The sequence below is a fragment of the Pseudomonas sp. PVC-3-1 genome (genome assembly GCF_057444315.1).
Genome location: NZ_CM172023.1, coordinates 2,970,972 through 2,992,033, shown reverse-complemented (window position 1 = coordinate 2,992,033; position 21,062 = coordinate 2,970,972). Strand labels below are relative to the sequence as shown.

Here is a 21,062-nt window from a genome sequence, read left to right as displayed (position 1 = left end):
TTACTTCTGATCCGGGCTGTCGATTGTCACGCTCTGTTCGCCCGCCTGGGAAGTAGACAACGAAGCGCTTCGTCCGATCCATTCCCCAGCGGTGGCATTGCCGGCGCGGGAGATCCGGGCGACGAGCTGCACCTGCGGATGCTGCGACAGCTTGAGCTGCGGCATCATTGCATCGGCGTCGCTCAACGAAACTTCGCTGGGCAGGTCGGAGACCTTCAGGCGCTTCACCGCCAGCGGCATCGGCGGGCCGCTCACGGCGCGGGCGAAGACGAACACGCTGTCGTCCGGCTTGACCTGACCCTTCACCGCGGCGGTCAGGTCGACCTTCACCTTCAGGGTCACGCCAGCGGTGGCGGCGGCAACCGGCGCCTCCGGCGGGGTCTGGCCCTTCTCGATCATGCGCTGGCGGGCACGCTCGACACCACCGGCAATGGCTTCGCGGGACGGGTCATCCTGCGGCAGCACAGCGACCAGGCGGCCCCAGTAGTCGATGGCGTCGGCGTACTTCTCATCCTCGAACGCAGCAATGCCGAGCAGGCCGAGGGTGGTGACTTCCTGTGGGTCCTTCTTCAGGGCTTCATCGGCCAGGGCACGTACCTCGGGGGTCAGCGCCTTGTCACCGGCGAAATACAACGCCTGGGCCCACTGACCGAGCACTTCCGGCTGGCGACCGGACAGGCGCGCGGCCTGCTCGAAGGCCTTGGCGGCATCGGCGGCGCGGTTCTGCGTCATGTAGGTGCGACCGAGGAAGTACCAGCCTTCGGCGGAATCCGGCTGGGCCTGCACGGCGCGCTCCAGGCGCGTGGTCATCTCTTCCATGGAATGCGGCGCCGTGGCGAACTCGCGGGCCAGGGCGACCTTGTCGCTGGCGCCCCAGTGCAGGTACAGACCCAGGGCAAGGAACGGCAGGACCAGCGCCACGATCATCGGCGCAGCACGACCAAGACGTGAACGGCGATCCTCGCTGGCACCTTCGGTGTCGGAGAGGAGCTCGCGGGCCGCTTCGGCGCGGCCGGCTTCGAGCTGGGCATCGTCGAGGGTCCCGGCGTCACGCTGGGTGGTCAGTTCGGCCAGGCGCTCCTGGTACAGGGCGACGTTGAGGGCGGTACGGTCTTCCTCGGCCTGGGCCTTGCGGCCGCGCAGCAGAGGGACAAGGAGGAATGCCAGGGCCACCAGCAACAGCAGGCCGGCAGCGAGCCAGAAATCGATCATTTGTCTTGGTTATCCAGCAATTGGTCGAGACGCGCCTGCTCCTCGGCGGACAGCGTGGTGGAGGTGGCAGCGGCAGGGCGACGGCGGCGCACGACGATGGCGCCAATGACGATCACGCCCAGACCCAGCAACGCGGCGGGGCCGAACCAGAGCAGCCAGGTGCGCTCGCTGACTTCGGGCTTGTAGCGCACGAACTCGCCGTAGCGGTCGACCATATAGTCGACGATCTGCTGGTTGCTCTTGCCGGCCGCCATCTGGGTGTAGATCTGCTTGCGCAGGTCGGCGGCGATCGGCGCGTTGGAGTCGGCGATGTCCTGGTTCTGGCACTTGGGACAGCGCAGCTCGGTGGTCAGGTCGCGGAAGCGCGCGCGCTCGGCGTCATTGGCGAACTCGTAGGTGTCGATGGCGGCGTGGGCGATGCCGGTGAGGGCAAGACCTAGCGCTGCGGCAGCTAGCAGACGCTTCATTTGCCCTCCGCTTCGTCGACCAGGCCCTGGTAGATCGGTGCCAGCTGTTCACGCCAGACCTTCTCGTCGACGGCGCCGACCAGCTTGTGGCGGATGATGCCGTCCTTGTCGATGATGTAGGTCTCCGGCGCGCCGTAGACGCCCAGGTCCAGGCCCAGGGTGCCCTGCGCATCGGCGATGTTCAGCAGGTAGGGGTTGTGCAGCTCCTTGAGCCACTTCTGCGCGGCGGCGCCATCATCCTTGTAGTTGATGCCGTAGATCACCACGCCCTTGGCGGCGAGATCGGTGAGCACCGGGTGCTCGAAGCGGCAGGTCGGGCACCAGGTGCCCCAGACGTTGACCAGCGCCGGCTTGCCCTTGATATCGGCCTCGGTGTAGGTCTTGCCCGGCTCGGTGACGCTGGGCAGGGAGAACGCCGGGAACGGCTTGCCGATCAGCGCCGACGGCAGCTCGCTGGGGTCCAGCCACAGGCCACGGAAGAGGAATACCGCGACGACCAGGAAGATCGCCAGGGGCAACAGCAGGATCGCACGCTTCACACTCAGGCTCCCTGTCCGGCGAGGCCGAGGGCCTCGCGTACACGCGTTTTCACTTTCAGGCGATAGCGACGATCCAGCGCCGCCAGCACGCCGCCCAGGGCCATCAGCAGACCGCCGAGCCAGATGAAGCGCACGAAGGGCTTGATGTGCACGCGCACGGCCCAGGCGCCGTTGTCCAGCGGCTCACCCAGGGCGACGTAGAGGTCGCGGGTCAGGCTGCCGTGGATGCCGGCCTCGGTCATCATCGAGTTCTGCACGCTGTACAGGCGCTTCTCCGGGTGCAGCGTGGCGACTTCGGAACCGTTGCGGGTCACCAGGATGGTGCCCTTGTCGGAGGTGAAGTTCGGCCCTTCGAAGTGATGGGTACCCTCGAAGCGGAACTGGTAACCGGCCAGCTCCACCGACTCGCCCGGCGCCATGCGCAGGTCGCGCTGGGCGCTGAACTGGCTGGTGAGGACCACGCCGATGGCGCAGATGGCGATACCGAAGTGCGCCAGCTGCATGCCCCAGTAGCTGCGGTTCAGACCCGCGGCACCGGCGATCACGCCCTTGTGGCGGACCTTGTCAAAGAAGTCACGCACACCGGCCAGCACCACCCAGGCCGCCAGCATGAAGACGGTCAGCACTTCCCAGTGCAACTCGCCGTACAGGAAGCTGCCGAGGCCGCCCAGCACCACGGTGCCGATCAGCACCGGGGTGAGCATGTTGCGCAGCCAGCGCGTCGGGGTGTCCTTCCAGCGCACCAGCACACCGACCGCCAGGGCCAGCATGAGGATGGCGATCAGCGGCACGAACAGCGCGTTGAAGTACGGCGGGCCGACCGACAGCTTGGCGCCGCTGATGGCATCTAGCACCAGCGGGTAGAGGGTGCCCAGCAGGATCATCGAAGCGGTGACCACCAGGATCAGGTTGTTCAGCAACAGCAGGGTCTCGCGGGACCACAGGGCGAAGCCGACCTGGCTCTTGACCACCGGCGCGCGCAGGGCGAACAGCGTCAGTGAGCCACCGACCACCACCAGCAGGAAGGCGAGGATGAACACGCCGCGCTCAGGGTCCGAGGCGAAGGCGTGCACCGAGGTCAGTACGCCCGAGCGGACCAGGAAGGTACCCAGCAGGCTCAGCGAGAAGGCCGCGATGGCCAGCAGCACGGTCCAGCTCTTGAACACGCCGCGTTTCTCGGTCACCGCCAGCGAGTGGATCAGTGCGGTGCCCACCAGCCAGGGCATGAAGGACGCGTTTTCCACCGGGTCCCAGAACCACCAGCCGCCCCAACCCAGTTCGTAGTAGGCCCACCAGGAGCCGAGCACGATGCCCACGCCGAGGAAGGTCCAGGCCACCAGGGTCCACGGGCGCGACCAACGCGCCCAGGCCGCGTCGAGGCGGCCACCGAGCAGCGCGGCGATGGCAAAGGCGAAGGCCACCGAGAAGCCCACGTAGCCCATGTAGAGCATCGGCGGGTGGAAGATCAGGCCCGGGTCCTGCAACAGCGGGTTCAGGTCGTTGCCGTCGGCCGGCACCTGCGGCAGCAGGCGGCTGAAGGGGTTCGAGGTGATGATCAGGAACAGTAGGAAGCCGGTGCTGATCATGCCCATCACGGCCAGCACGCGGGCCAGCATCACTTCCGGCAACTGGCGGGAGAACACCGATACGGCGAAAGTCCAGCCGCCAAGAATCAGCGCCCAGAGCAGCAGCGAGCCTTCGTGGGCGCCCCACACCGCGCTGAACTTGTAGAACCAGGGCAGCGCGCTGTTGGAGTTGCTGGCGACATAGGCCACCGAGAAGTCATCGTGGAGGAAGGCCCAGGTCAGGCAGCCGAAGGAGAACAGCAGGAAGGCGAACTGCCCCCAGGCTGCCGGGCGCGCCAGGCTCATCCACTGGCGATCGCCGCGCCAGGCGCCGATCAGTGGGAAAAAGGACATCACCAGCGCCATGCACAGCGCGAGGATCAGCGAAAGGTGGCCGAGTTCGGGGACCATGTCAGTTGCTCCCCTGCTGTGGCGCGGCATTGCCGCTCTGGCTGGCCTCGTAGTGTTCCAGCTTGCCGCTGTCCTTGAGCGCCTTGGTGACTTCCGGCGGCATGTATTTCTCGTCGTGCTTGGCCAGCACTTCATCGGCGGTCAGCACGCCGGCTTCGTTGATCTTGCCCAGGGCGACGATGCCCTGCCCTTCGCGGAACAGGTCCGGGAGGATGCCGCGGTACTTCACCGTGACTTCCTTGGCGAAGTCGGTGACCACGAACTCCACGTCCAGCGAATCCGCCGAACGCTTGAGCGAACCCTTCTCCACCATGCCGCCGGCGCGGATGCGCGTGTCGTGCGGCGCCTCGCCGTTGGCGATCTGGGTCGGGGTATAGAACAGGTTGATGTTTTCCTGCAGGGCCGACAGCGCCAGGCTGACGGCGACGCCAACGCCGGCGACGATGGCGAGAACGATGTACAGACGCTTCTTGCGGACCGGATTCACTTGCTGGCCTCCCGGCGCAGACGACGCGCCTCTTCTTGCAGGTAACGCCGCCGCGCCACGATCGGCGAGACGACGTTGATCGCCAGGACCACCGCGCAGATGGCGTAGGCGGACCACACATACGGACCATGGTGTCCCATGGCGAGGAAATCGGAGAAGGACTCGAAACTCATAGCGCGCGCTCCACCTCGGCCTTGACCCAGCTCGCGCGGGCTTCGCGCTTGAGCACTTCAAGGCGCATGCGCATCATCAGCACCACGGCGAAGAAGCAGTAGAAACCGGCGACCATCATCAGCAGCGGGATCCACATCTCCGGCGGCATTGGCGGCTTCTCGGTGAGGGTGAAGGTGGCCGGCTGGTGCAGGGTGCTCCACCAGTCCACCGAGTACTTGATGATCGGGATGTTCACTACGCCGACGATGGCCAGCACGGCGCAGGCCTTCGCGGCGCTGTCGCGGTTGGTGATGGCCTGGCCGAGAGCGATGATGCCGAAATACAGGAACAGCAGGATCAGCATCGAGGTCAGGCGCGCGTCCCAGACCCACCAGGCGCCCCAGGTCGGCTTGCCCCAGATGGCGCCGGTGACCAGCGCGACGAAGGTCATCCAGGCACCGATGGGCGCGGCGCACTGTACGGCGACGTCGGCGATCTTCATTTTCCAGATCAGCCCGACCGCGCCGGCCACCGCCAGCATCACGTAGCAGGACTGGGCGAGGAACGCGGCCGGCACGTGGATGTAGATGATCCGGAAGCTGTTGCCCTGCTGGTAGTCCGGCGGCGCGAAGGCCAGGCCCCAGACAGTGCCGGCAACCATCAGCAGGATCGCGGCGACCGCGAACCAGGGCATCCAGCGTCCGCTGATCTCGTAGAACCACTTGGGCGAGCCAAGCTTGTGAAACCAAGTCCAGTTCATCATCAGGCTCTGTAATTCAAAGCTCTAGTCTGCCGCCGGTGCCGCTTCCCAGCCCGGCGATCGTTCGTTCACTCGCCGACGCTGATCTTCAGCCCGGCGGCGATGGCAAAGGGCGTCAGCGTCAATGCTAACGCCGTCAGGCTGGCCAGCCACAACAGGTGCCCGGCGGTGGGCAGCCCCTGCAGCGACGCCTGCAGCGCTCCGCTGCCCAGGATCAGCACCGGAATGTAGAGCGGCAGAATCAGCAAGGCCAGCAGCAGGCCGCCTCGCTTCAAGCCCACGGTAAGGGCCGCGCCAACCGCGCCCAGCAGGCTCAGGATCGGCGTGCCCAGCAGCAACGACAGCAACAGGTCGGGCAGGCAGCGCGCCGGCAGGCCCAGCATCAGGGCGAACAGCGGCGACAGCAGCACCAGCGCCAGCCCTGAAACCAGCCAGTGTGCCAGCACTTTAGCCAGGACCAGTAGTGGCAGGGGGTGCGGCGAAAGGACCCACTGTTCCAAGGAGCCATCTTCGAAATCGCTGCGGAACAGGCCGTCCAGCGACAGCAGCACTGCCAGCAAAGCCGCAACCCAGACCAGCCCCGGCGAGAGATTCTTGAGCATTTCCGATTCGGGGCCGACCGCCAGCGGGAACAATGCGATGACGATGGCAAAGAACACCAAAGGATTAGCCAGCTCCGCCGGACGGCGGAACAGCAGGCGCGCTTCGCGGGCGAGCAACAGGGTGAAAACGTTGCTCATCGCGCCGCGACCTCCCGTGCATGCTGGCCCAGGTCAAGGGCACGGTAGCCCTGCGGCATGCGCTCCAGCGTGTGGTGGGTGGTCAGCACGACCAGACCGCCACGCTCGCAATGGCCGGCCAGGTGTTCTTCGAGCTGAGCCACGCCCTGCTTGTCCAGGGCGGTGAAGGGTTCGTCGAGGATCCACAGCGGCGGCGCGTCCAGGTACAGGCGCGCCAGGGCCACGCGGCGCTGCTGGCCGGCGGACAGCGTATGGCAGGGAACATCCTCGAAGCCGCGCAGGCCCACCGCATCCAGCGCCTGCCAGATGGCATCGCGGTTGGCCGGCTGGTGCAGGGCGCAGAGCCAGGCGAGGTTTTCCTCGGCGGTGAGCAGGCCCTTGATGCCGGCGGCGTGGCCGATCCACAGCAGCAGCCGGGCCAGTTCGTGACGCTGCTCGGTGAGCGGCTTGCCGTTGAGCAGCACGTCACCGGCGGTGGGCTGCATCAGACCGCTGAGCAGGCGCAGCAGGCTGGTCTTGCCGCTGCCGTTGGGGCCGACGATCTGTAGCATCTCGCCCGCGCCCAGTCGCAAATCGAGACGCTCGAACAGCATGCGCCAGTCCCGCTCGCAGGCGAGCGCCACGGTTTCGAGGAGTGGATGGGTCAAGGGCATCGGCAACCGTCGGGCAGAAAACAGTCAGTGGTGCAAAAAAGCGGCCATACCGCCCGGGCCGCCAAGCACGGCCTCGGGCGGCGCATTATACACAGGCGTTCCTACGCTCGACGTCAGGTTTTTCGACAGGGTGTAACGTCAAATCAGCGCACCTTGCCTGTGTGCACCGCCCTCCTCCGCTGCCGCCAGGCGGTCTAAAGTGCCCACGGTCGCCGCCGATATACTGGGCGTAACCCCGCCACGCCGCCTACAGGTCCCCGATGCCGAGTGAAATTGGCGCTTCCCGTCCGCTACCGCCTACACCGTCGCTGCGCAGCGCGCAGAGCTCGGCCGAGCTGACGCTCAAGCTCGCGCAGAGCCTGGGCGACCTGTTGCCGCCGGGAGAGAAGGCCCACGCGGAGGTGCTGGCCGTACGCGATGGGCAAGTGAACTTCCAATTGCTGCTGCGCCTGACCATGGCCAGCGGCCAGCAAGCATTGGTCGTCGCGGAAAGCTCCCAGCCGCTGCCCAAGGGCAGCACCCTGCAACTCTCGACGCTGAACCAGACCAGCCTCGCCGCTACTTTGCTGACGCAACCGAGCCTCGGCCCGCTCGGCCTGGGCGGTGCCAGCCAATCGCCACTGGGCAGCCTCGACCTCGACGTGCTGCCGGTCGGAACGCTGATCCAGGGCAAGGTGGACGCCAGCCAGCTGATCGCCCAGGGCAAGGCCGAACAGGTGGTCTACAAGGTCCTGGTGACGCTGCTCAACACTCCGCTGGCCGGGCGCCAGCTGAGCCTCGAATCACCCAACCCGCTACCGCTCAACAGTCTGCTCAGCGCCCGTGTGCAGGACCAGCAGGCCTTGCAGTTCCTGCCGATGAACGCACGCCTGGACCAGCTCGACCTGAGCCTGCAACTCGGCGCCCAACAAAGTCGCCAGGGCTCGCTGGACGGCCTGTTCAGGGCGCTGCAGGGCGCTGGAACCAATCCGAACACGAGCCCGGACCTGAGCCCCGAGCTGCGCCAGGCGATGGACAAACTGCTCGGCGCACTCCCGGACGTGCGCCAGCTCAGCGACGCCAAGGGCGTGGCCCAAGCCTTCCAGCAGAGCGGCGTATTCCTTGAGGCGCAGTTGCTGCGCGGGGTGGAGGGCCTGCCCCAGGACCTCAAGGCCAATCTGCTGAGATTGATCGCCCAGCTCCTGCCAGCCGTCCAGGGCGGAACCGCAGCCGCGGTCCTGAGCAACCTGCCGGGAAATGCCCTCGCCGGAGCCAACAATCTGGCGCAGGCCATGCCCTCCTTCGTGCGCAATGCCCTGGGCGTGATCGGCCAGACCAGCGGCCGCACGCCGCCAGCGATCAGCTTTCCGCTGCCCAGCCGGCTGGCCCGTGAACTGGAGCAGGAGGGCGATCTCCAGGCGCTGCTCAAGCTTGCCGCCGCAGCGGTTTCGCGCCTGCAGACGCATCAGTTGGGCAGCCTGGCGCAAAGCGACGTACTGCCCGACGGCACGCTGGTGAATACCTGGCAGCTGGAAATCCCCCTGCGCCATCAGCAGCAGATGGTGCCGATCCAGGTGCGTATCCAGCAGGAAGAAAAGGACAGTCCGGCGAGCGAGCGCGAGCAGCAGACGCGCGAAATGCTCTGGCGCGTCGACCTGGCCTTCGACCTGGATGGCCTCGGACCGCTCCAGGTCCAGGCGACCCTGGCCCATGGCAGCATCGGCACGCAGTTGTGGGCCGAACGCGCCACCACTGCCAGCTTGATCGATGGCGAACTGGGCACCCTGCGCCAACGTCTGAACGACGCCGGCCTGACCGTGGGCGAGCTGAGTTGCCGCCAGGGCAAGCCGCCCCAGGGCGCGCGCACGGCGGTGGAACAACGCTGGGTGGATGAAACCGCATGAAGAAAGCCAGAAAAGCGCCGCGTCAGGCCATCGCGCTCAACTACGACGGCCAGAGCGCGCCGACGCTCACCGCCAAGGGCGACGACGAATTGGCGGAAACCATCCTCGCCATCGCCAGACACCACGAAGTGCCGATCTACGAAAACGGCGACCTGGTGCGCCTGCTGGCGCGCCTGGAGCTGGGCGACGCTATTCCCGAGGCGCTCTACCGCACCATCGCCGAGATCATCGCCTTTGCCTGGTACCTCAAGGGCAAGAGCCCGCTGCACGACACGCCGGAGTCACCGCCGGACGCCACGCCCCTGCTGCTGGAAGGCCCTGCCTCCCGGCGCCGGTAGACCGCTCAGGAGCGGAAGTCGCAGCCCGTGCGCAGCGGCGGATGGTCACCTGCCGGGGCGAAGTCGCGGATCTCGCGAACCGCCTGGTGAATCGGCTGCTCGTCCTCGCTGTGGTAGAGCACCATGCTGCTGGTCACTTCACGCAGGTGCGCCAGCGAAATCGGCTTGTCCAGCACGTCCAGCAAGGGCACGCGGTTGGACCAGGCCCACTGCATCAGGCCGCGTTTCTCTTCCGCGCTGTAGTGCCCGACCAGCAGGAACTGGCGGAAGGTGTTGCTCTGGCTCAGCGCCTTCAGGCTCAGTAGCTCGCCGGGGCCGGGACGGAAGTCGTCATGAATGAACAGGCTGTAACGCTGGCGGGTGGCGAGCGCCTTGCGCACCTCGTCGAGGTTCAGGCACAGGCTCAAGTGGTAGAACTCCAGACGATTGAGCAGCACGCTGTAGTTCAGCAGCCGGCCGGGATGCGAACACAGCACCATGGCGCGTCGGGAAATGGTTGCCATATCGATGGCCTCGGAAAGAATTTTGACGAGGCCAATTTAGCGACGATTTGCCGCCATTCTTATCAGACGAGTCCTAATTGCTCGTAGTGCGAATCCTACAAATCAGAAATCCCGACAGGCGGTGGACAGCGCGGAAAACATCGTGCTGGCAAGGGCCGGCCCGGGCTCAGTCCCGCGCCTTGCCCTGATGCAGGCGGGCAACCAGCTCGGCTTCAGCCTGGGAAAGGCCGCAGCTCTGGGTCAGGTCCTCAGGGCTGGCGCCCATGCCGACCAGCCGCGCGGCCTGGCTGAAGGACAGGCTGGAGGGGTCGCGCTGCTCCATGCGCACCAGGCGCTCAGGCAACGGCGCGACCTGCTTGTTCAGCTCGCGCAGCTCTTCGCCCATGCGGATGTTGACCTGCTGGTACGACTCGATGCGCTTGCTCTGCTCCTTCAGACGCTGCTCGAACACCGCCAACTGCTTCTCCAGCTGCGCCGCCCGGGCTTCCTGGGCGCGCTGCCGGCCGGACAGCCACACACAGGCCAGCGCGAGCCCCGCGCAGGCGATACCGAGCACCACCAGAGCGATCAGCACCTCAGATGCTCTCCAGCTCCGACCACTCTTCCTCGGTCATCATCTTGTCCAGCTCGACCAGGATCAGCAGCTCGCCGTTCTTGTTGCAGACGCCCTGGATGAACTTGGCCGATTCCTCGTTACCGACGTTCGGCGCGGTCTCGATCTCGGACTGGCGCAGGTAGACGACCTCGGCAACGCTATCGACCAGGATGCCGACGACTTGCTTGTCAGCTTCGATGATGACGATGCGGGTGTTGTCCGAGACCGGAGCCGGGTCCAGGCCGAAGCGCTGGCGGGTGTCGATCACGGTGACCACGTTGCCGCGCAGGTTGATGATGCCCAGCACGTAGCTCGGGGCCCCAGGGACCGGCGCGATCTCGGTGTAGCGCAGCACTTCCTGGACCTGCATCACGTTGATGCCGTAGGTCTCGTTGTCCAGGCGGAAGGTGACCCACTGCAGAATCGGATCTTCGGCACCTTGCGCTGACGTTTTCTTCATATCCCCTCGCCTCTTCTGGTTCCACGCCGCCTGCGGCGCGGAGGTTGTCTGTCAAATCAGGATTGCACCCGGCCTCAGGGCTGCAGGCGCTTGGCCGCGCCGCTGGCGATCAATTCGGCCAGGGCCGAGACATCGAGCAGCGCGCACATCTGGTCGATCACCGTGCCGGCCAGCCACGGGCGTTGCTGGCGCTGGCTGCGCCACTTCACCTCGGACGGGTCCAGGCGCACCGAGCGGCTGACCTGGTGCACGGCCAGCCCCCACTCGTAGCCCTGCACGGAAATCACGTATTGCAGCCCCTCGCGGTAATCGTCGCGGTAACGCTCGGGCATCACCCAGCGCGCGGTGTCGAGTACCTTCAGGTTGCCGTTCTGCCCCGGCAGGATGCCGAGGAACCAGTCGGGCTGGCCGAACAGCGGGGTCAGGTCGTGCCCCGCCAGTGGATAAATGGAGCCCAGGCACACCAGCGGCACCGCCAGGGTCAGCCCGGCGACGTCGAACAGCAGGCACTCGAAGGGCTCGGCGGCCCACACCGGGCGACCGTCATCGAGCAGCTTGAGCGGCGCGGCGGGCATCTCGGCGCTGCCGGGCTGGTGCAGGTCGATGACCTGGGCCAGCTGTGCCGGTGGCTCATCGGCGACAAAGGCTTCCGCGACCGGCTCGGGCAGGCGCACTTCAGCCGCCGGAGCCTGGACCACCGGCTCACGGGCAGCCGCGTTCAAACGCGCATCGCGGACCTGTTCTTCCAGCACCGCTGCTTCAAATTCGTCGAGGCTGACGCTGGTTTCCGGCGCCTGTACGACGGCAGCCTGAGGCTCGGCGAGCAAGGGCGCGACCGGCTCGCTGACGACCAGTGCCACCGAGGCAACCGGAGCGAGAACGACAGGCGCAGCAACAGGCTGCGCCACCGGTTCCGCGACGAAGTCTTCGAAAGTGGCCTCCTGCAGCAGCGCGTCCAGGTAGGACTGCAGCGCGAGCTGGGGGCGTGTGGCGGTAGCGGAACGACTCATGATGGATAACCGCGCAAGGTGACTGTCCAGCCTATCGGCAGCAGACGCGCCGCTCTTGAGCGCATCCGTCGGATTCTTTTAATCGTGCCTGCCATCTTCAGGCTACCTGGCTCGCCGGCACATGGGCCAGCAGATGCTTGAGCAGCGCGCGGTAGGCGATCACGCCGCGGCTGTTGCCGTCGTTGCGCGAGGGCACTGTGCCCAGCCGGCTGGCATCACGCAGCTTGGTGTCCACCGGGATGAACGCCTGCCAGAGGGTGTCCGGATAGGTATCGCGCAACACCCGAAGCGTGCCCAGCGATGCCTGGGTACGACGGTCGAACAGGGTCGGCACGATGGTGAACGGCAGCGCCTGCTTGCGCGAGCGATTGACCATTTTCAGCGTGTTGACCATGCGTTCCAGGCCCTTGAGGGCGAGGAATTCAGTCTGCACCGGGATCACCAGGTGCTGGCTGGCCGCCATGGCGTTGACCATCAGCACGCCCAGCAGTGGCGGGCTGTCGATGATGGCGTGGTCGAATTCGTTCCACAGCTGCGCCAGGCTCTTGGCGATCACCAGGCCCAGGCCGTTCTGCCCGGGCGACTGGCGCTCCAGGGTGGCCAGCGCGGTGCTGGAGGGCAGCAGGCGGATGTTCTCGTGGCTGGTGGGAAGCAACAGCGATTGCGGCAGGCCCTCGGGCACGTTGCCCTGGTGCAGGAACAGGTCGAATACGCTGTGCTCCAGGGTGTCCGGGTCGTGGCCGAAGTAACTGGTCATCGAGCCGTGGGGGTCCAGGTCGACGATCAGCACGCGCTTGCCGGCGTCCGCCAGCAGGCCGGCCAATGCGATGGAGGATGTGGTCTTGCCCACGCCACCTTTCTGGTTGGCTACCGCCCAGACTTTCATAGTGCTGGCTCCCCGCATGCACAGGATCGGATCAGGGTCATCATGTGAAGGGTCTGATGATGCTTTTGGCACGAGCCGCGTTGCCGCGACAAATCACGCCAGGCTAGACGCGGGGCGCAGGAAATGGTCATTCCCTTTTCAAGTCCCGCAACGACGCATGGCGTGATTTGCCGCGCAACCCGAAGGGACGGGCCGCATTTTGCGCAGTGCTGCGTTACTCGTCGTTCATTTGGAATGACCAAACCACACTCCTCGCGCCTAACACTGCGCAAAATGCGGCTCCGTCGCGGCCGCGCCAAAAGCATCATCAGACCCTAGTCCCCTGCCGATGACGAAGAATTGACGGCGCCACTGCCGGGCGCCTCGCTGGCAATCACTGGTGCAGATTGCGTGCCAGCATGCCGCAACGCCGGGTCCGGCTGCGCCTTGCCGCTGCCCACCCCGCTGATGCTGCGGCGCACCTCCAGGTTGCGGGAGATCACCAGCACCACCCGGCGGTTGCGTGCGCGGCCATCCGCCGTGGCATTGTCCGCCACTGGCTGGAATTCGCCATAGCCCACCGCCGCCAGCCGACCGGCGTCGAGGCCGTCCTGGGCAAGCATGCGAACGATGCTGGCGGCGCGTGCCGCCGACAGTTCCCAGTTGGTCGGGTACTGCGAATTATGGATCGGCACATTGTCGGTGAAGCCCTCGACGTGCACCGGGTTGCGGTAGGGCGCCAGAATCCTGGCGACCTTCTCGATGATGGCGAAGGCGGCGTCGTTGGGTATCGCGTCGCCACTGGGGAACAGCAGGCTGGAATTGAGGGTGATCTCGATCCAGAACTCGTTGCCGCGCACCGACAACTGGTCGGTGGAGATCAGGTCGCCGAAAGCCTGGCGCACGCTGTCGGTGATCTGCTGCAGGGTATCGGGGTTGCCCTGGGTCTGGCCGTCATCCTGCGGTTCGTTGAGCGACTGGTCCGGCTGCTGGGTGCGCGGGCGCTCCTCGCCGACGGGGATCGGGCGGATCGAGCGGTCCGGCTGGTTGAACACGCCGGTCAGGGTCTCCGAGAGGATCTTGTACTTGCCCTCGTTGATCGAGGAGATCGAGTACATCACCACGAAGAAGGCGAACAGCAGGGTGATGAAGTCCGCGTAGGACACCAGCCAGCGTTCGTGATTCTCGTGTTCCTCATGGCGCCGGCGGCGAGGCATACGCATCCCTCCCCCTTAGCCGACGAAGCCTTGCAGCTTCAGCTCGATGGAGCGCGGGTTCTCACCCTCGGCGATGGACAGCAGACCCTCCATGAGCATTTCGCGGTAGCAGGACTGACGCAGCACGATGCTTTTCAGCTTGTTGCCGATGGGCAGCAGCAGGAGGTTGGCCAGGCCGACGCCATAGATGGTGGCGACGAACGCGACGGCGATGCCATTGCCCAGCTGGCTGGGGTCGGCAAGATTGCCCATCACATGGATCAGGCCCATTACCGCGCCAATGATGCCGATGGTCGGCGAGTAACCGCCCATCGCCTCGAACACCTTGGCGGCGGCGAGGTCACGGCTTTCCTGGTTGAACAGGTCGACTTCGAGGATGCTGCGGATGGTCTCCGGCTCGGTGCCATCCACCAGCAGTTGCAGGCCCTTGCGCGCGTAGGGGTCGCGCTCGGCGTCGGCGACGGTTTCCAGGCCCAGCAGGCCTTCCTTGCGCGCCGTCATGCTCCAGCCGACCACATGGTTGATGCCGCCGACCAGGTCCACCTTGGGCGGCAGGACCATCCAGCGCAGCATGGTCACGGCGCGCTTGAGCACCACGACGGGAGTTTGCAGCAGGGCCGCGGCCAGCGTACCGCCGACCACGATCAGTGCCGCCGGGCCGTTGGCCAGGGCACCGACGTGCCCGCCCTCGAGGAAGTTGCCGCCGATGATGGCAACCAGCGCGAGGATCAGGCCGACCAGACTGAGGACATCCATCAGCCGCAGGCCTCGGTCAGGTGGCGACCGATGTCATCCAGGCTGTACACCGCATCGGCCAGGCCCGCCTTGGCGATCGCCATGGGCATGCCATAGATCACGCAGCTGGCTTCATCCTGCGCCCACACCTGGGCACCGCCCTGCTTGAGCATGCGCGCGCCCTCGCGGCCATCGGCGCCCATGCCGGTGAGAACCACCGCCAGGACCTTGTCGCCATAGGCCTTGGACGCGGAACCGAAGGTCACATCCACGCAGGGCTTGTAGTTCAGGCGCTCGTCACCGGGAAGAATGCGGATCGCGCCACGGGCGTCGACCATCATCTGCTTGCCGCCGGGGGCCAGCAGGGCCACGCCGGGACGGAGGATGTCGCCGTCCTCGGCTTCCTTGACGGTGATCTTGCACAGCTTGTCCAGGCGCTCGGCGAATGCCTTGGTGAAGGCCGCCGGCATGTGCTGGATCAGCACCAGCGGCGCGGGGAAGTTGGCAGGCAGCTGGGTCAGGACCCGCTGCAGCGCCACCGGCCCACCGGTCGAAGTGCCGATGGCTACCAGCCGGTAGGGCTTACGCTTTGGGGCGGCAGAGGTCGCCGACGCCGGAGCGGCCGGCGCATGGCTGCCGGCCGACGAAGCGGGCGCAGCCTGACGCGCAGCGCTGGCGGCCGGAGTCGAAGCCGGTGCCGAAGGGCTCGAGGAATACGAAGAGTACGCAGCGAAGCGACGGTTGCTCTTGGCAATGGTGTGGACCTTCTCGCACAGCAGCTGGCGGACCTTGTCCGGGTTGCGCGAGATGTCCTCGAAATTCTTCGGCAGGTAATCGACGGCGCCAGCGTCGAGCGCGTCCAGGGTCACCCGCGCGCCCTCGTGGGTCAGCGAGGAGAACATCAGGACCGGCGTCGGGCAGCGCTGCATGATGGTCCGTACGGCAGTGATGCCGTCCATCAGCGGCATCTCGTAGTCCATGGTGATCACGTCGGGCTTGAGTGCCAGCGCCTGATCGATTGCCTCGCGGCCATTGGTAGCCGTACCGACCACCTGGATCTGCGGATCAGCCGAAAGAATCTCCGAGACGCGGCGGCGGAAGAACCCCGAATCGTCCACCACCAGGACTTTGACAGCCATAGACACTCCTGAAAAAAACTTCTTCCATCACATGGGCCAGCGCAGCTTGTTTTATTGACTGCGCTCGCCCACGGCGGTCAGATACGACGGGCGTAGCGCTTGAGCATGCTCGGCACGTCGAGGATCAGCGCGATGCGCCCGTCCCCGGTAATCGTCGCCCCCGCCATGCCCGGCGTGCCCTGCAGCATCTTGCCCAGCGGCTTGATCACCACCTCTTCCTGGCCCACCAGTTGGTCGACCACGAAGCCGATGCGCTGGGTGCCCACGGAGAGGATCACCACGTGACCTTCGCCCGGCTCGTCATACTGCGCGCCCGGCACCAGCCAGCGCTTGAGGTAGAACAACGGCAGGGCCTTGTCGCGGACGATCACCACTTCCTGGCCGTCGACCACGTTGGTGTTCGACAGGTCGAGGTGGAAGATCTCGTTGACGTTGACCAGCGGGAAGGCGAAGGCCTGGTTGCCCAGCATCACCATCAGGGTCGGCATGATCGCCAGGGTCAGCGGGACCTTGATGACGATCTTCGAGCCCTGGCCCTTGGTCGAGTAGATGTTGATGATCCCGTTGAGCTGGGAAATCTTGGTCTTCACCACGTCCATGCCGACACCGCGGCCGGAGACGTCGGAAATCTCGGTCTTGGTCGAGAAGCCCGGGGCGAAGATCAGGTTGTAGCAGTCGGATTCGGACAGGCGATCGGCCGCGTCCTTGTCCAGCAGGCCCTTCTCCACCGCCTTGGCGCGCAGCACGTCCGGGTCCATGCCTTTGCCGTCGTCGGAGATCGACAGCAGGATGTGGTCGCCTTCCTGCTCGGCGGACAGCACCACCTTGCCCGAACGCGACTTGCCGGCGGCCTCGCGCTCGTCAGGGCCTTCGATGCCATGGTCCACCGCGTTGCGCACCAGGTGCACCAGCGGGTCGGCGAGGGCCTCGACCAGGTTCTTGTCCAGGTCGGTCTCTTCGCCGATCAGCTCGAGGTTGATCTCTTTCTTCAGATTGCGCGCCAGATCGCGGACCTGGCGCGGGAAGCGGCCGAAGACCTTCTTGATCGGCTGCATGCGGGTCTTCATGACCGACGACTGCAGGTCGGCGGTGACCACATCGAGGTTGGAGACGGCTTTGGCCATCGCCTCGTCGCCGCTGTTCAGGCCCAGGCGCACCAGGCGGTTACGCACCAGCACCAGTTCGCCGACCATGTTCATGATCTCGTCCAGACGCGCGGTGTCCACACGGACGGTGGTTTCCGCCTCGTTGGCCGGCTTGTCAGCCGCAGCAGCGGCAGGCTTGGCGGCAGCAGCGGGTTTGGCGGCAGCGGCCGGAGCTGGCGCCGGAGCGGCAGCGGGTTTGGGCGCAGGCGTTGCGGCAGCCGGCTTGGCAGCCGCGGCCGGTTCTTCTTTCGCACCGGTGAACTGGCCTTTGCCATGCAGTTCATCGAGCAGCTTCTCGAATTCGTCGTCGGTGATGTTGTCATCGCCGCTGGCGGCCGGAGCTTCCTCAGGCTTCGTCTGTGCAGCAGCCTCGACGGGAGCGCTGGCTTCTTCCTTCGCGCCAGTGAACTGGCCCTTGCCATGCAACTGGTCCAGCAGTGCTTCGAACTCGTCGTCGCTGATCTCGTCGCCGCCGGCCGGGGTCTCGGCAGCGGGGGCCGGCGCCGGCTTGGCGGGCTCCTTGGCGCCAGCGCTGAACTGGCCCTTGCCGTGCAGTTGGTCGAGCAGCGCTTCGAACTCGTCATCGGTGATGTCGTCGCCACCCGCGCCTACCGGCGCGGCCGGCGCATCAGCGGTGGGCTCGAGGGCATCCATCAGTTGCTCGAACTCGGCATCGGTGATGTCGCCATAGGCAGCAGGAGCAGCAGGAGCTTCCTCTACAACCGGCTCGGCGGCCACCGGAGCGGCAACCGGCGCTTCGGCCGGAGCAGCGTTCGGATCAGCCAGACGTGACAGCGCAGCGAGCAGCTCGGGAGTAGCCGGCGTCGGTTCCTCAGCGTCACGGACCTGCTGGAACATGACGTTGACGGTATCCAGCGCCTGCAGCATCACGTCCATCAGTTCGGCATCCACGCGGCGTTCGCCTTTGCGCAGCATGTCGAAGACGTTCTCGGCGATGTGGCAGCACTCGACCAGCGCGTTCAGCTGGAGGAAGCCCGCCCCACCCTTGACGGTGTGGAACCCACGGAAGATGGCATTGAGCAGGTCCATGTCTTCCGGACGGCTTTCCAGCTCGACCAGTTGTTCGGACAGTAGCTCGAGGATCTCGCCGGCCTCCACCAGGAAGTCCTGGAGGATTTCGTCATCGGCGTCGAAGCTCATTCGGGTGCTCCCTCTACAGCGTCAGCGGACGCTTAAAAACCAAGGCTGGACAACAGATCGTCGACATCGTCCTGACCGGACACGACGTCCTTTCTTGTATCGGCAGCAATCTGCGGACCTTCACCCTTGGACGATCTTTCTTTTTCCACCGCGTCGCGCATGCTCTCGTGGTCATGCTCGATGCCGGCGTAGCGATCGACCTGCCCTGCCATCCAGACCAGCTTCACCAGGTTCGATTCGACCTCGGTCACCAGCTTGGTGACGCGTTTGATCACTTGCCCGGTAAGGTCCTGGAAGTCCTGCGCCAGCAGGATGTCGTTCAGGTGCGCGGAGAGCTTTCGGCTGTCCTGGGCGCTGATGTAGAGGAACTGCTCGACACGCTTGGCGAGGTCGCGGAAGGCTTCGGGACCCAGCTCGCGGCGCATGAAGCGCGACCAGTCTTCCTGCAGTTCCTTGGCCTGGGTCTCGATGTGCATGACCACCGGGGTGCACTCTTCCACCAGGTCCATGGTGCGATTGGCCGCTTTCTCGGTCATCGTCACCACGTAGGACAGGCGGTCAGTGGCGTCGGCGATCTGCGAGACTTCCTGGGCGCGTGGCGAGCTGGGGTCGATCTGGAAGTTGACGATGGCGTTGTGCAGCTCACGGGTGAGCTTGCCCACTTCCTGGTAAAGACCGCGATCGCGCGCCTGGTTGAGCTCGGAGATCAGCTGCACGGCAGTCTGGACTTCGCCGCGTTCGAGGCAGTCGACCAATTCGCGCGCGTGTTTTTTCAGGGTCGACTCGAAGTCACCCGCGGATTCGTTGAAATCCATGACGCCCTCTTGGTCAGCCTCAGCTGCCGACCCGCTCGAAAATCTTCTCGATCTTTTCTTTCAGCACCTGAGCGGTGAAAGGCTTGACCACATAGCCGTTGACCCCGGCCTGAGCCGCTTCGATGATCTGGTCGCGCTTGGCTTCGGCGGTGACCATCAGCACCGGCAGGTGCTTCAGACGCTCGTCGGCGCGGACTGCACGGAGCAGGTCGATGCCGGTCATGCCGGGCATGTTCCAGTCGGTAACGAGGAAGTCGAAGTTGCCGCTGTGCAGCATCGGCAGCGCAGTGGTGCCGTCGTCGGCCTCTGCGGTGTTGGTGAACCCCAGGTCCCGCAGGAGGTTCTTGATGATGCGCCTCATCGTGGAAAAGTCGTCCACGATGAGAATTTTCATGTTCTTGTCCAAACCTGCCTCCATCGATACCAAACGCGCCCTGGCGGGCGTGCCGTCAATTCATTGAGCGCCGTGCGCTCTTTGCTGTGGGCGCGTCAAAGGAACGTCACCCAAAAATTCGTAAGCCTATAACTTGCCTAAGGAAAATCCCTTCAGCACTGCCTCTCAGAAGCAGTCGACGCGAAACTACCCGATGCTCAGCGAGCGCGCCACTCCGCCAGACGCGAACGCAGGCGCGCGGCGCACTGGCTGTGCAACTGGCTGACGCGGGACTCGCTGACGCCCAGTACTTCGCCGATCTCCTTGAGGTTGAGTTCCTCGTCGTAGTACAGGGCCAGCACCAGTCGCTCACGCTCGGGCAGCTTGGTGATGGCGTCGGCCAGGGCCGCCTGGAAGCGTTCATCCTCCAGCCCGTGGGACGGCTCGTTGTCGTGGTGCGATGCGTCTTCGGCAAAGCCGCTACCCTGGTCGCCGTCCTGCAACATGTCATCGAAGCTATACAGACGGCTGCCCTGGGTGTCGCTGAGGATGCCGTAATAATCTTCGAGGCTCATATTGAGTTCGGCAGCAACCTCCTGATCTTTAGCGTCACGTCCGGTGCGCGCCTCGACGGCGCGGATGGCGTCACTGACCATGCGGGTGTTGCGGTGGACCGAACGCGGCGCCCAGTCGCCCTTGCGCACCTCATCGAGCATGGCGCCACGGATGCGGATGCCGGCGTAGGTTTCGAAACTCGCGCCCTTGCCCTGATCGTACTTCTTCGCTGCCTCCAGCAGGCCGATCATGCCGGCCTGCATCAGGTCCTCCACCTGCACGCTGGCCGGCAGGCGGCCGAGCAGGTGGTAGGCGATGCGCTTCACCAGAGGGGCGTGTTTCTGGATCAGCAGTTCCTGGGAGTTGTGCGCCTGTGCCTTGCTGTACATACGCGCTCCGGAGGCCGCGGTCATACGGCCGAACCCGTGGGATGTTGCACCAGGCGCTCGACGAAGAACTCCAGGTGCCCTCGTGGGTTGGCCGGCAGCGGCCAGCTGTCGACCTTCTGCGCCACCGCACGGAAGGCCAGGGAAGCCTTGCTGCGCGGAAACGCCTCATACACCGAACGCTGCTTCTGCACGGCCTTACGCACCGACTCGTCGTAGGGGATGGCGCCGACGTACTGCAGCGCCACGTCCAGGAAGCGGTCGGTGACCTTGGTCAGCTTGGCGAACAGATTGCGGCCTTCCTGAGGGCTGTGGGCCATGTTCGCCAGCACGCGGAATCGGGTCATGCCGTAGTCGCGATTGAGCAGCTTGATCAAAGCGTAGGCATCGGTGATGGACGTGGGTTCATCACAAACGACCAGCAGCACTTCCTGGGCGGCACGGACGAAGCTCACCACCGAATCGCCGATGCCGGCAGCGGTATCCACCACCAGCACATCGATGTTGTCGCTGATATCACTGAAGGCCTGGATCAGGCCGGCGTGCTGCATCGGCGTGAGGTGCACCATGCTCTGGGTGCCCGAGGCCGCCGGGACGATGCGGATGCCGCCGGGCCCCTGGAGGATCACGTCGCGCAGGTCGCATTCGCCTTCGATCACGTCGGCCAGCGTCCGCTTGGGCGACAGGCCCAGCAGCACGTCAACGTTGGCCAGGCCCAGGTCGGCGTCCAGCAGCATGACGCGGCGGCCGAGATCGGCCAGCGCCAGCGACAGGTTCACTGACACGTTGGTCTTGCCTACGCCACCCTTGCCACCAGTGACCGCGATTACCTGAACGGGATGCATACCCATATCAATACCTTGTCTCGTCGTTCGACCGTCACGCTTCTGGCGTT

Annotated in this window: 24 protein-coding genes; 2 read left to right on the top strand and 22 right to left on the bottom strand. The window is 65.5% G+C overall.

Annotated elements, in window-relative coordinates:
• The 9 genes from ccmI to ccmA all read right to left on the bottom strand — a co-directional run bounded on the left by ccmI (window position 1) and on the right by ccmA (window position 6,987).
• Window positions 1-1,212: a c-type cytochrome biogenesis protein CcmI gene (gene ccmI / locus AC2T4A_RS14060; protein ID WP_478377485.1), complete on the bottom strand. Its 1,212-nt coding sequence runs from the start codon at window positions 1,210-1,212 to the stop codon at window positions 1-3.
• Window positions 1,209-1,679 (bottom strand): cytochrome c-type biogenesis protein, encoded by a 471-nt coding sequence (locus AC2T4A_RS14055; protein ID WP_416745096.1) that lies wholly within the window; start codon window positions 1,677-1,679, stop codon window positions 1,209-1,211. Before AC2T4A_RS14055 ends, ccmI begins: the two co-directional genes overlap by 4 nt.
• Window positions 1,676-2,218: a thiol:disulfide interchange protein DsbE gene (gene dsbE / locus AC2T4A_RS14050; RefSeq protein WP_017520316.1), complete on the bottom strand. Its 543-nt coding sequence runs from the start codon at window positions 2,216-2,218 to the stop codon at window positions 1,676-1,678. Before dsbE ends, AC2T4A_RS14055 begins: the two co-directional genes overlap by 4 nt.
• Before the next feature lie 2 nt (window positions 2,219-2,220).
• Window positions 2,221-4,194, bottom strand: coding sequence for a heme lyase CcmF/NrfE family subunit (locus tag AC2T4A_RS14045; protein WP_416745098.1), 1,974 nt, complete (start codon window positions 4,192-4,194; stop codon window positions 2,221-2,223).
• Window position 4,195: 1 nt separating this feature from the next.
• Window positions 4,196-4,681 carry a cytochrome c maturation protein CcmE gene (ccmE, locus tag AC2T4A_RS14040; protein ID WP_045212029.1) on the bottom strand — a complete coding sequence of 162 codons (486 nt, stop codon included), beginning with the start codon at window positions 4,679-4,681 and terminating at the stop codon, window positions 4,196-4,198.
• Window positions 4,678-4,854: a heme exporter protein CcmD gene (gene ccmD / locus AC2T4A_RS14035; protein ID WP_024765945.1), complete on the bottom strand. Its 177-nt coding sequence runs from the start codon at window positions 4,852-4,854 to the stop codon at window positions 4,678-4,680. The genes ccmE and ccmD overlap by 4 nt, the downstream gene beginning before the upstream one ends.
• Complete coding sequence (locus AC2T4A_RS14030; protein ID WP_486743547.1) at window positions 4,851-5,597, bottom strand: heme ABC transporter permease; 747 nt, start codon at window positions 5,595-5,597, stop codon at window positions 4,851-4,853. The genes ccmD and AC2T4A_RS14030 overlap by 4 nt, the downstream gene beginning before the upstream one ends.
• 65 nt (window positions 5,598-5,662) lie before the next feature.
• Window positions 5,663-6,334, bottom strand: a complete 672-nt coding sequence (gene ccmB / locus AC2T4A_RS14025; RefSeq protein WP_017520311.1) for a heme exporter protein CcmB — start codon at window positions 6,332-6,334, stop codon at window positions 5,663-5,665.
• Window positions 6,331-6,987 carry a cytochrome c biogenesis heme-transporting ATPase CcmA gene (ccmA, locus tag AC2T4A_RS14020; RefSeq protein ID WP_478377482.1) on the bottom strand — a complete coding sequence of 219 codons (657 nt, stop codon included), beginning with the start codon at window positions 6,985-6,987 and terminating at the stop codon, window positions 6,331-6,333. The genes ccmB and ccmA overlap by 4 nt, the downstream gene beginning before the upstream one ends.
• A gap of 260 nt (window positions 6,988-7,247) precedes the next feature.
• On the opposite strand from ccmA, the gene fliK reads away from it, so the two are divergent.
• Both fliK and AC2T4A_RS14010 read left to right on the top strand, forming a co-directional pair.
• Window positions 7,248-8,870 carry a flagellar hook-length control protein FliK gene (gene fliK, locus AC2T4A_RS14015; RefSeq protein WP_486743546.1) on the top strand — a complete coding sequence of 541 codons (1,623 nt, stop codon included), beginning with the start codon at window positions 7,248-7,250 and terminating at the stop codon, window positions 8,868-8,870.
• Complete coding sequence (locus AC2T4A_RS14010) at window positions 8,867-9,208, top strand: EscU/YscU/HrcU family type III secretion system export apparatus switch protein (protein ID WP_486743545.1); 342 nt, start codon at window positions 8,867-8,869, stop codon at window positions 9,206-9,208. The genes fliK and AC2T4A_RS14010 overlap by 4 nt, the downstream gene beginning before the upstream one ends.
• 5 nt (window positions 9,209-9,213) lie before the next feature.
• Here AC2T4A_RS14010 and AC2T4A_RS14005 read toward each other — a convergent pair whose 3' ends face one another.
• The 13 genes from AC2T4A_RS14005 to fleN all read right to left on the bottom strand — a co-directional run bounded on the left by AC2T4A_RS14005 (window position 9,214) and on the right by fleN (window position 21,018).
• A complete protein-coding gene (locus tag AC2T4A_RS14005; RefSeq protein ID WP_416745103.1) occupies window positions 9,214-9,711 on the bottom strand; it encodes a hypothetical protein in 498 nt (165 codons plus the stop codon).
• 166 nt (window positions 9,712-9,877) lie between these two features.
• The gene (locus AC2T4A_RS14000) at window positions 9,878-10,285 is read right to left on the bottom strand and encodes a DUF2802 domain-containing protein (protein WP_486743544.1); all 408 of its coding nucleotides are present in this window, start codon (window positions 10,283-10,285) and stop codon (window positions 9,878-9,880) included.
• A gap of 1 nt (window position 10,286) precedes the next feature.
• Window positions 10,287-10,766: a chemotaxis protein CheW gene (locus tag AC2T4A_RS13995; RefSeq protein ID WP_015476565.1), complete on the bottom strand. Its 480-nt coding sequence runs from the start codon at window positions 10,764-10,766 to the stop codon at window positions 10,287-10,289.
• A gap of 74 nt (window positions 10,767-10,840) precedes the next feature.
• Window positions 10,841-11,776 (bottom strand): CheW domain-containing protein, encoded by a 936-nt coding sequence (locus tag AC2T4A_RS13990; RefSeq protein WP_486743543.1) that lies wholly within the window; start codon window positions 11,774-11,776, stop codon window positions 10,841-10,843.
• A 97-nt stretch (window positions 11,777-11,873) separates the two neighbouring features.
• Window positions 11,874-12,662, bottom strand: a complete 789-nt coding sequence (locus AC2T4A_RS13985) for a ParA family protein (protein ID WP_416745106.1) — start codon at window positions 12,660-12,662, stop codon at window positions 11,874-11,876.
• A gap of 314 nt (window positions 12,663-12,976) precedes the next feature.
• On the bottom strand, window positions 12,977-13,858 hold the full coding sequence (motD, locus tag AC2T4A_RS13980) for a flagellar motor protein MotD (protein WP_416745107.1): 882 nt from the start codon (window positions 13,856-13,858) through the stop codon (window positions 12,977-12,979).
• Window positions 13,859-13,873: 15 nt separating this feature from the next.
• On the bottom strand, window positions 13,874-14,614 hold the full coding sequence (locus AC2T4A_RS13975) for a flagellar motor protein (protein WP_486743542.1): 741 nt from the start codon (window positions 14,612-14,614) through the stop codon (window positions 13,874-13,876).
• Window positions 14,614-15,732: a protein-glutamate methylesterase/protein-glutamine glutaminase gene (locus AC2T4A_RS13970; RefSeq protein ID WP_486743541.1), complete on the bottom strand. Its 1,119-nt coding sequence runs from the start codon at window positions 15,730-15,732 to the stop codon at window positions 14,614-14,616. The genes AC2T4A_RS13975 and AC2T4A_RS13970 overlap by 1 nt, the downstream gene beginning before the upstream one ends.
• 77 nt (window positions 15,733-15,809) lie before the next feature.
• On the bottom strand, window positions 15,810-18,038 hold the full coding sequence (locus tag AC2T4A_RS13965; RefSeq protein ID WP_486743540.1) for a chemotaxis protein CheA: 2,229 nt from the start codon (window positions 18,036-18,038) through the stop codon (window positions 15,810-15,812).
• 32 nt (window positions 18,039-18,070) lie between these two features.
• Window positions 18,071-18,853, bottom strand: a complete 783-nt coding sequence (locus AC2T4A_RS13960) for a protein phosphatase CheZ (RefSeq protein WP_416745111.1) — start codon at window positions 18,851-18,853, stop codon at window positions 18,071-18,073.
• Between the two features lie 19 nt (window positions 18,854-18,872).
• On the bottom strand, window positions 18,873-19,247 hold the full coding sequence (locus AC2T4A_RS13955; protein ID WP_085988857.1) for a chemotaxis response regulator CheY: 375 nt from the start codon (window positions 19,245-19,247) through the stop codon (window positions 18,873-18,875).
• Window positions 19,248-19,444: 197 nt separating this feature from the next.
• Window positions 19,445-20,194 carry an RNA polymerase sigma factor FliA gene (fliA, locus tag AC2T4A_RS13950; protein WP_416745112.1) on the bottom strand — a complete coding sequence of 250 codons (750 nt, stop codon included), beginning with the start codon at window positions 20,192-20,194 and terminating at the stop codon, window positions 19,445-19,447.
• A complete protein-coding gene (fleN, locus tag AC2T4A_RS13945; RefSeq protein ID WP_017520297.1) occupies window positions 20,191-21,018 on the bottom strand; it encodes a flagellar synthesis regulator FleN in 828 nt (275 codons plus the stop codon). The genes fliA and fleN overlap by 4 nt, the downstream gene beginning before the upstream one ends.
• Window positions 21,019-21,062 lie beyond the last annotated feature (44 nt).

Excerpts from the sequence above, each read along its gene's own strand:
- ccmI (WP_478377485.1), bottom strand. The coding sequence starts at position 1,212 with ATGATCGATTTCTGGCTCGCTGCCGGCCTGCTGTTGCTGGTGGCCCTG.
- AC2T4A_RS14055 (WP_416745096.1), bottom strand. The coding sequence starts at position 1,679 with ATGAAGCGTCTGCTAGCTGCCGCAGCGCTAGGTCTTGCCCTCACCGGC.
- AC2T4A_RS14045 (WP_416745098.1), bottom strand. The coding sequence starts at position 4,194 with ATGGTCCCCGAACTCGGCCACCTTTCGCTGATCCTCGCGCTGTGCATG.
- ccmD (WP_024765945.1), bottom strand. The coding sequence starts at position 4,854 with ATGAGTTTCGAGTCCTTCTCCGATTTCCTCGCCATGGGACACCATGGT.
- AC2T4A_RS14030 (WP_486743547.1), bottom strand. The coding sequence starts at position 5,597 with ATGATGAACTGGACTTGGTTTCACAAGCTTGGCTCGCCCAAGTGGTTC.
- ccmB (WP_017520311.1), bottom strand. The coding sequence starts at position 6,334 with ATGAGCAACGTTTTCACCCTGTTGCTCGCCCGCGAAGCGCGCCTGCTG.
- ccmA (WP_478377482.1), bottom strand. The coding sequence starts at position 6,987 with ATGCCCTTGACCCATCCACTCCTCGAAACCGTGGCGCTCGCCTGCGAG.
- fliK (WP_486743546.1), top strand. The coding sequence starts at position 7,248 with ATGCCGAGTGAAATTGGCGCTTCCCGTCCGCTACCGCCTACACCGTCG.
- AC2T4A_RS14010 (WP_486743545.1), top strand. The coding sequence starts at position 8,867 with ATGAAGAAAGCCAGAAAAGCGCCGCGTCAGGCCATCGCGCTCAACTAC.
- AC2T4A_RS14005 (WP_416745103.1), bottom strand. The coding sequence starts at position 9,711 with ATGGCAACCATTTCCCGACGCGCCATGGTGCTGTGTTCGCATCCCGGC.
- AC2T4A_RS13995 (WP_015476565.1), bottom strand. The coding sequence starts at position 10,766 with ATGAAGAAAACGTCAGCGCAAGGTGCCGAAGATCCGATTCTGCAGTGG.
- AC2T4A_RS13990 (WP_486743543.1), bottom strand. The coding sequence starts at position 11,776 with ATGAGTCGTTCCGCTACCGCCACACGCCCCCAGCTCGCGCTGCAGTCC.
- AC2T4A_RS13985 (WP_416745106.1), bottom strand. The coding sequence starts at position 12,662 with ATGAAAGTCTGGGCGGTAGCCAACCAGAAAGGTGGCGTGGGCAAGACC.
- motD (WP_416745107.1), bottom strand. The coding sequence starts at position 13,858 with ATGCCTCGCCGCCGGCGCCATGAGGAACACGAGAATCACGAACGCTGG.
- AC2T4A_RS13975 (WP_486743542.1), bottom strand. The coding sequence starts at position 14,614 with ATGGATGTCCTCAGTCTGGTCGGCCTGATCCTCGCGCTGGTTGCCATC.
- AC2T4A_RS13970 (WP_486743541.1), bottom strand. The coding sequence starts at position 15,732 with ATGGCTGTCAAAGTCCTGGTGGTGGACGATTCGGGGTTCTTCCGCCGC.
- AC2T4A_RS13965 (WP_486743540.1), bottom strand. The coding sequence starts at position 18,038 with ATGAGCTTCGACGCCGATGACGAAATCCTCCAGGACTTCCTGGTGGAG.
- AC2T4A_RS13960 (WP_416745111.1), bottom strand. The coding sequence starts at position 18,853 with ATGGATTTCAACGAATCCGCGGGTGACTTCGAGTCGACCCTGAAAAAA.
- AC2T4A_RS13955 (WP_085988857.1), bottom strand. The coding sequence starts at position 19,247 with ATGAAAATTCTCATCGTGGACGACTTTTCCACGATGAGGCGCATCATC.
- fliA (WP_416745112.1), bottom strand. The coding sequence starts at position 20,194 with ATGACCGCGGCCTCCGGAGCGCGTATGTACAGCAAGGCACAGGCGCAC.
- fleN (WP_017520297.1), bottom strand. The coding sequence starts at position 21,018 with ATGGGTATGCATCCCGTTCAGGTAATCGCGGTCACTGGTGGCAAGGGT.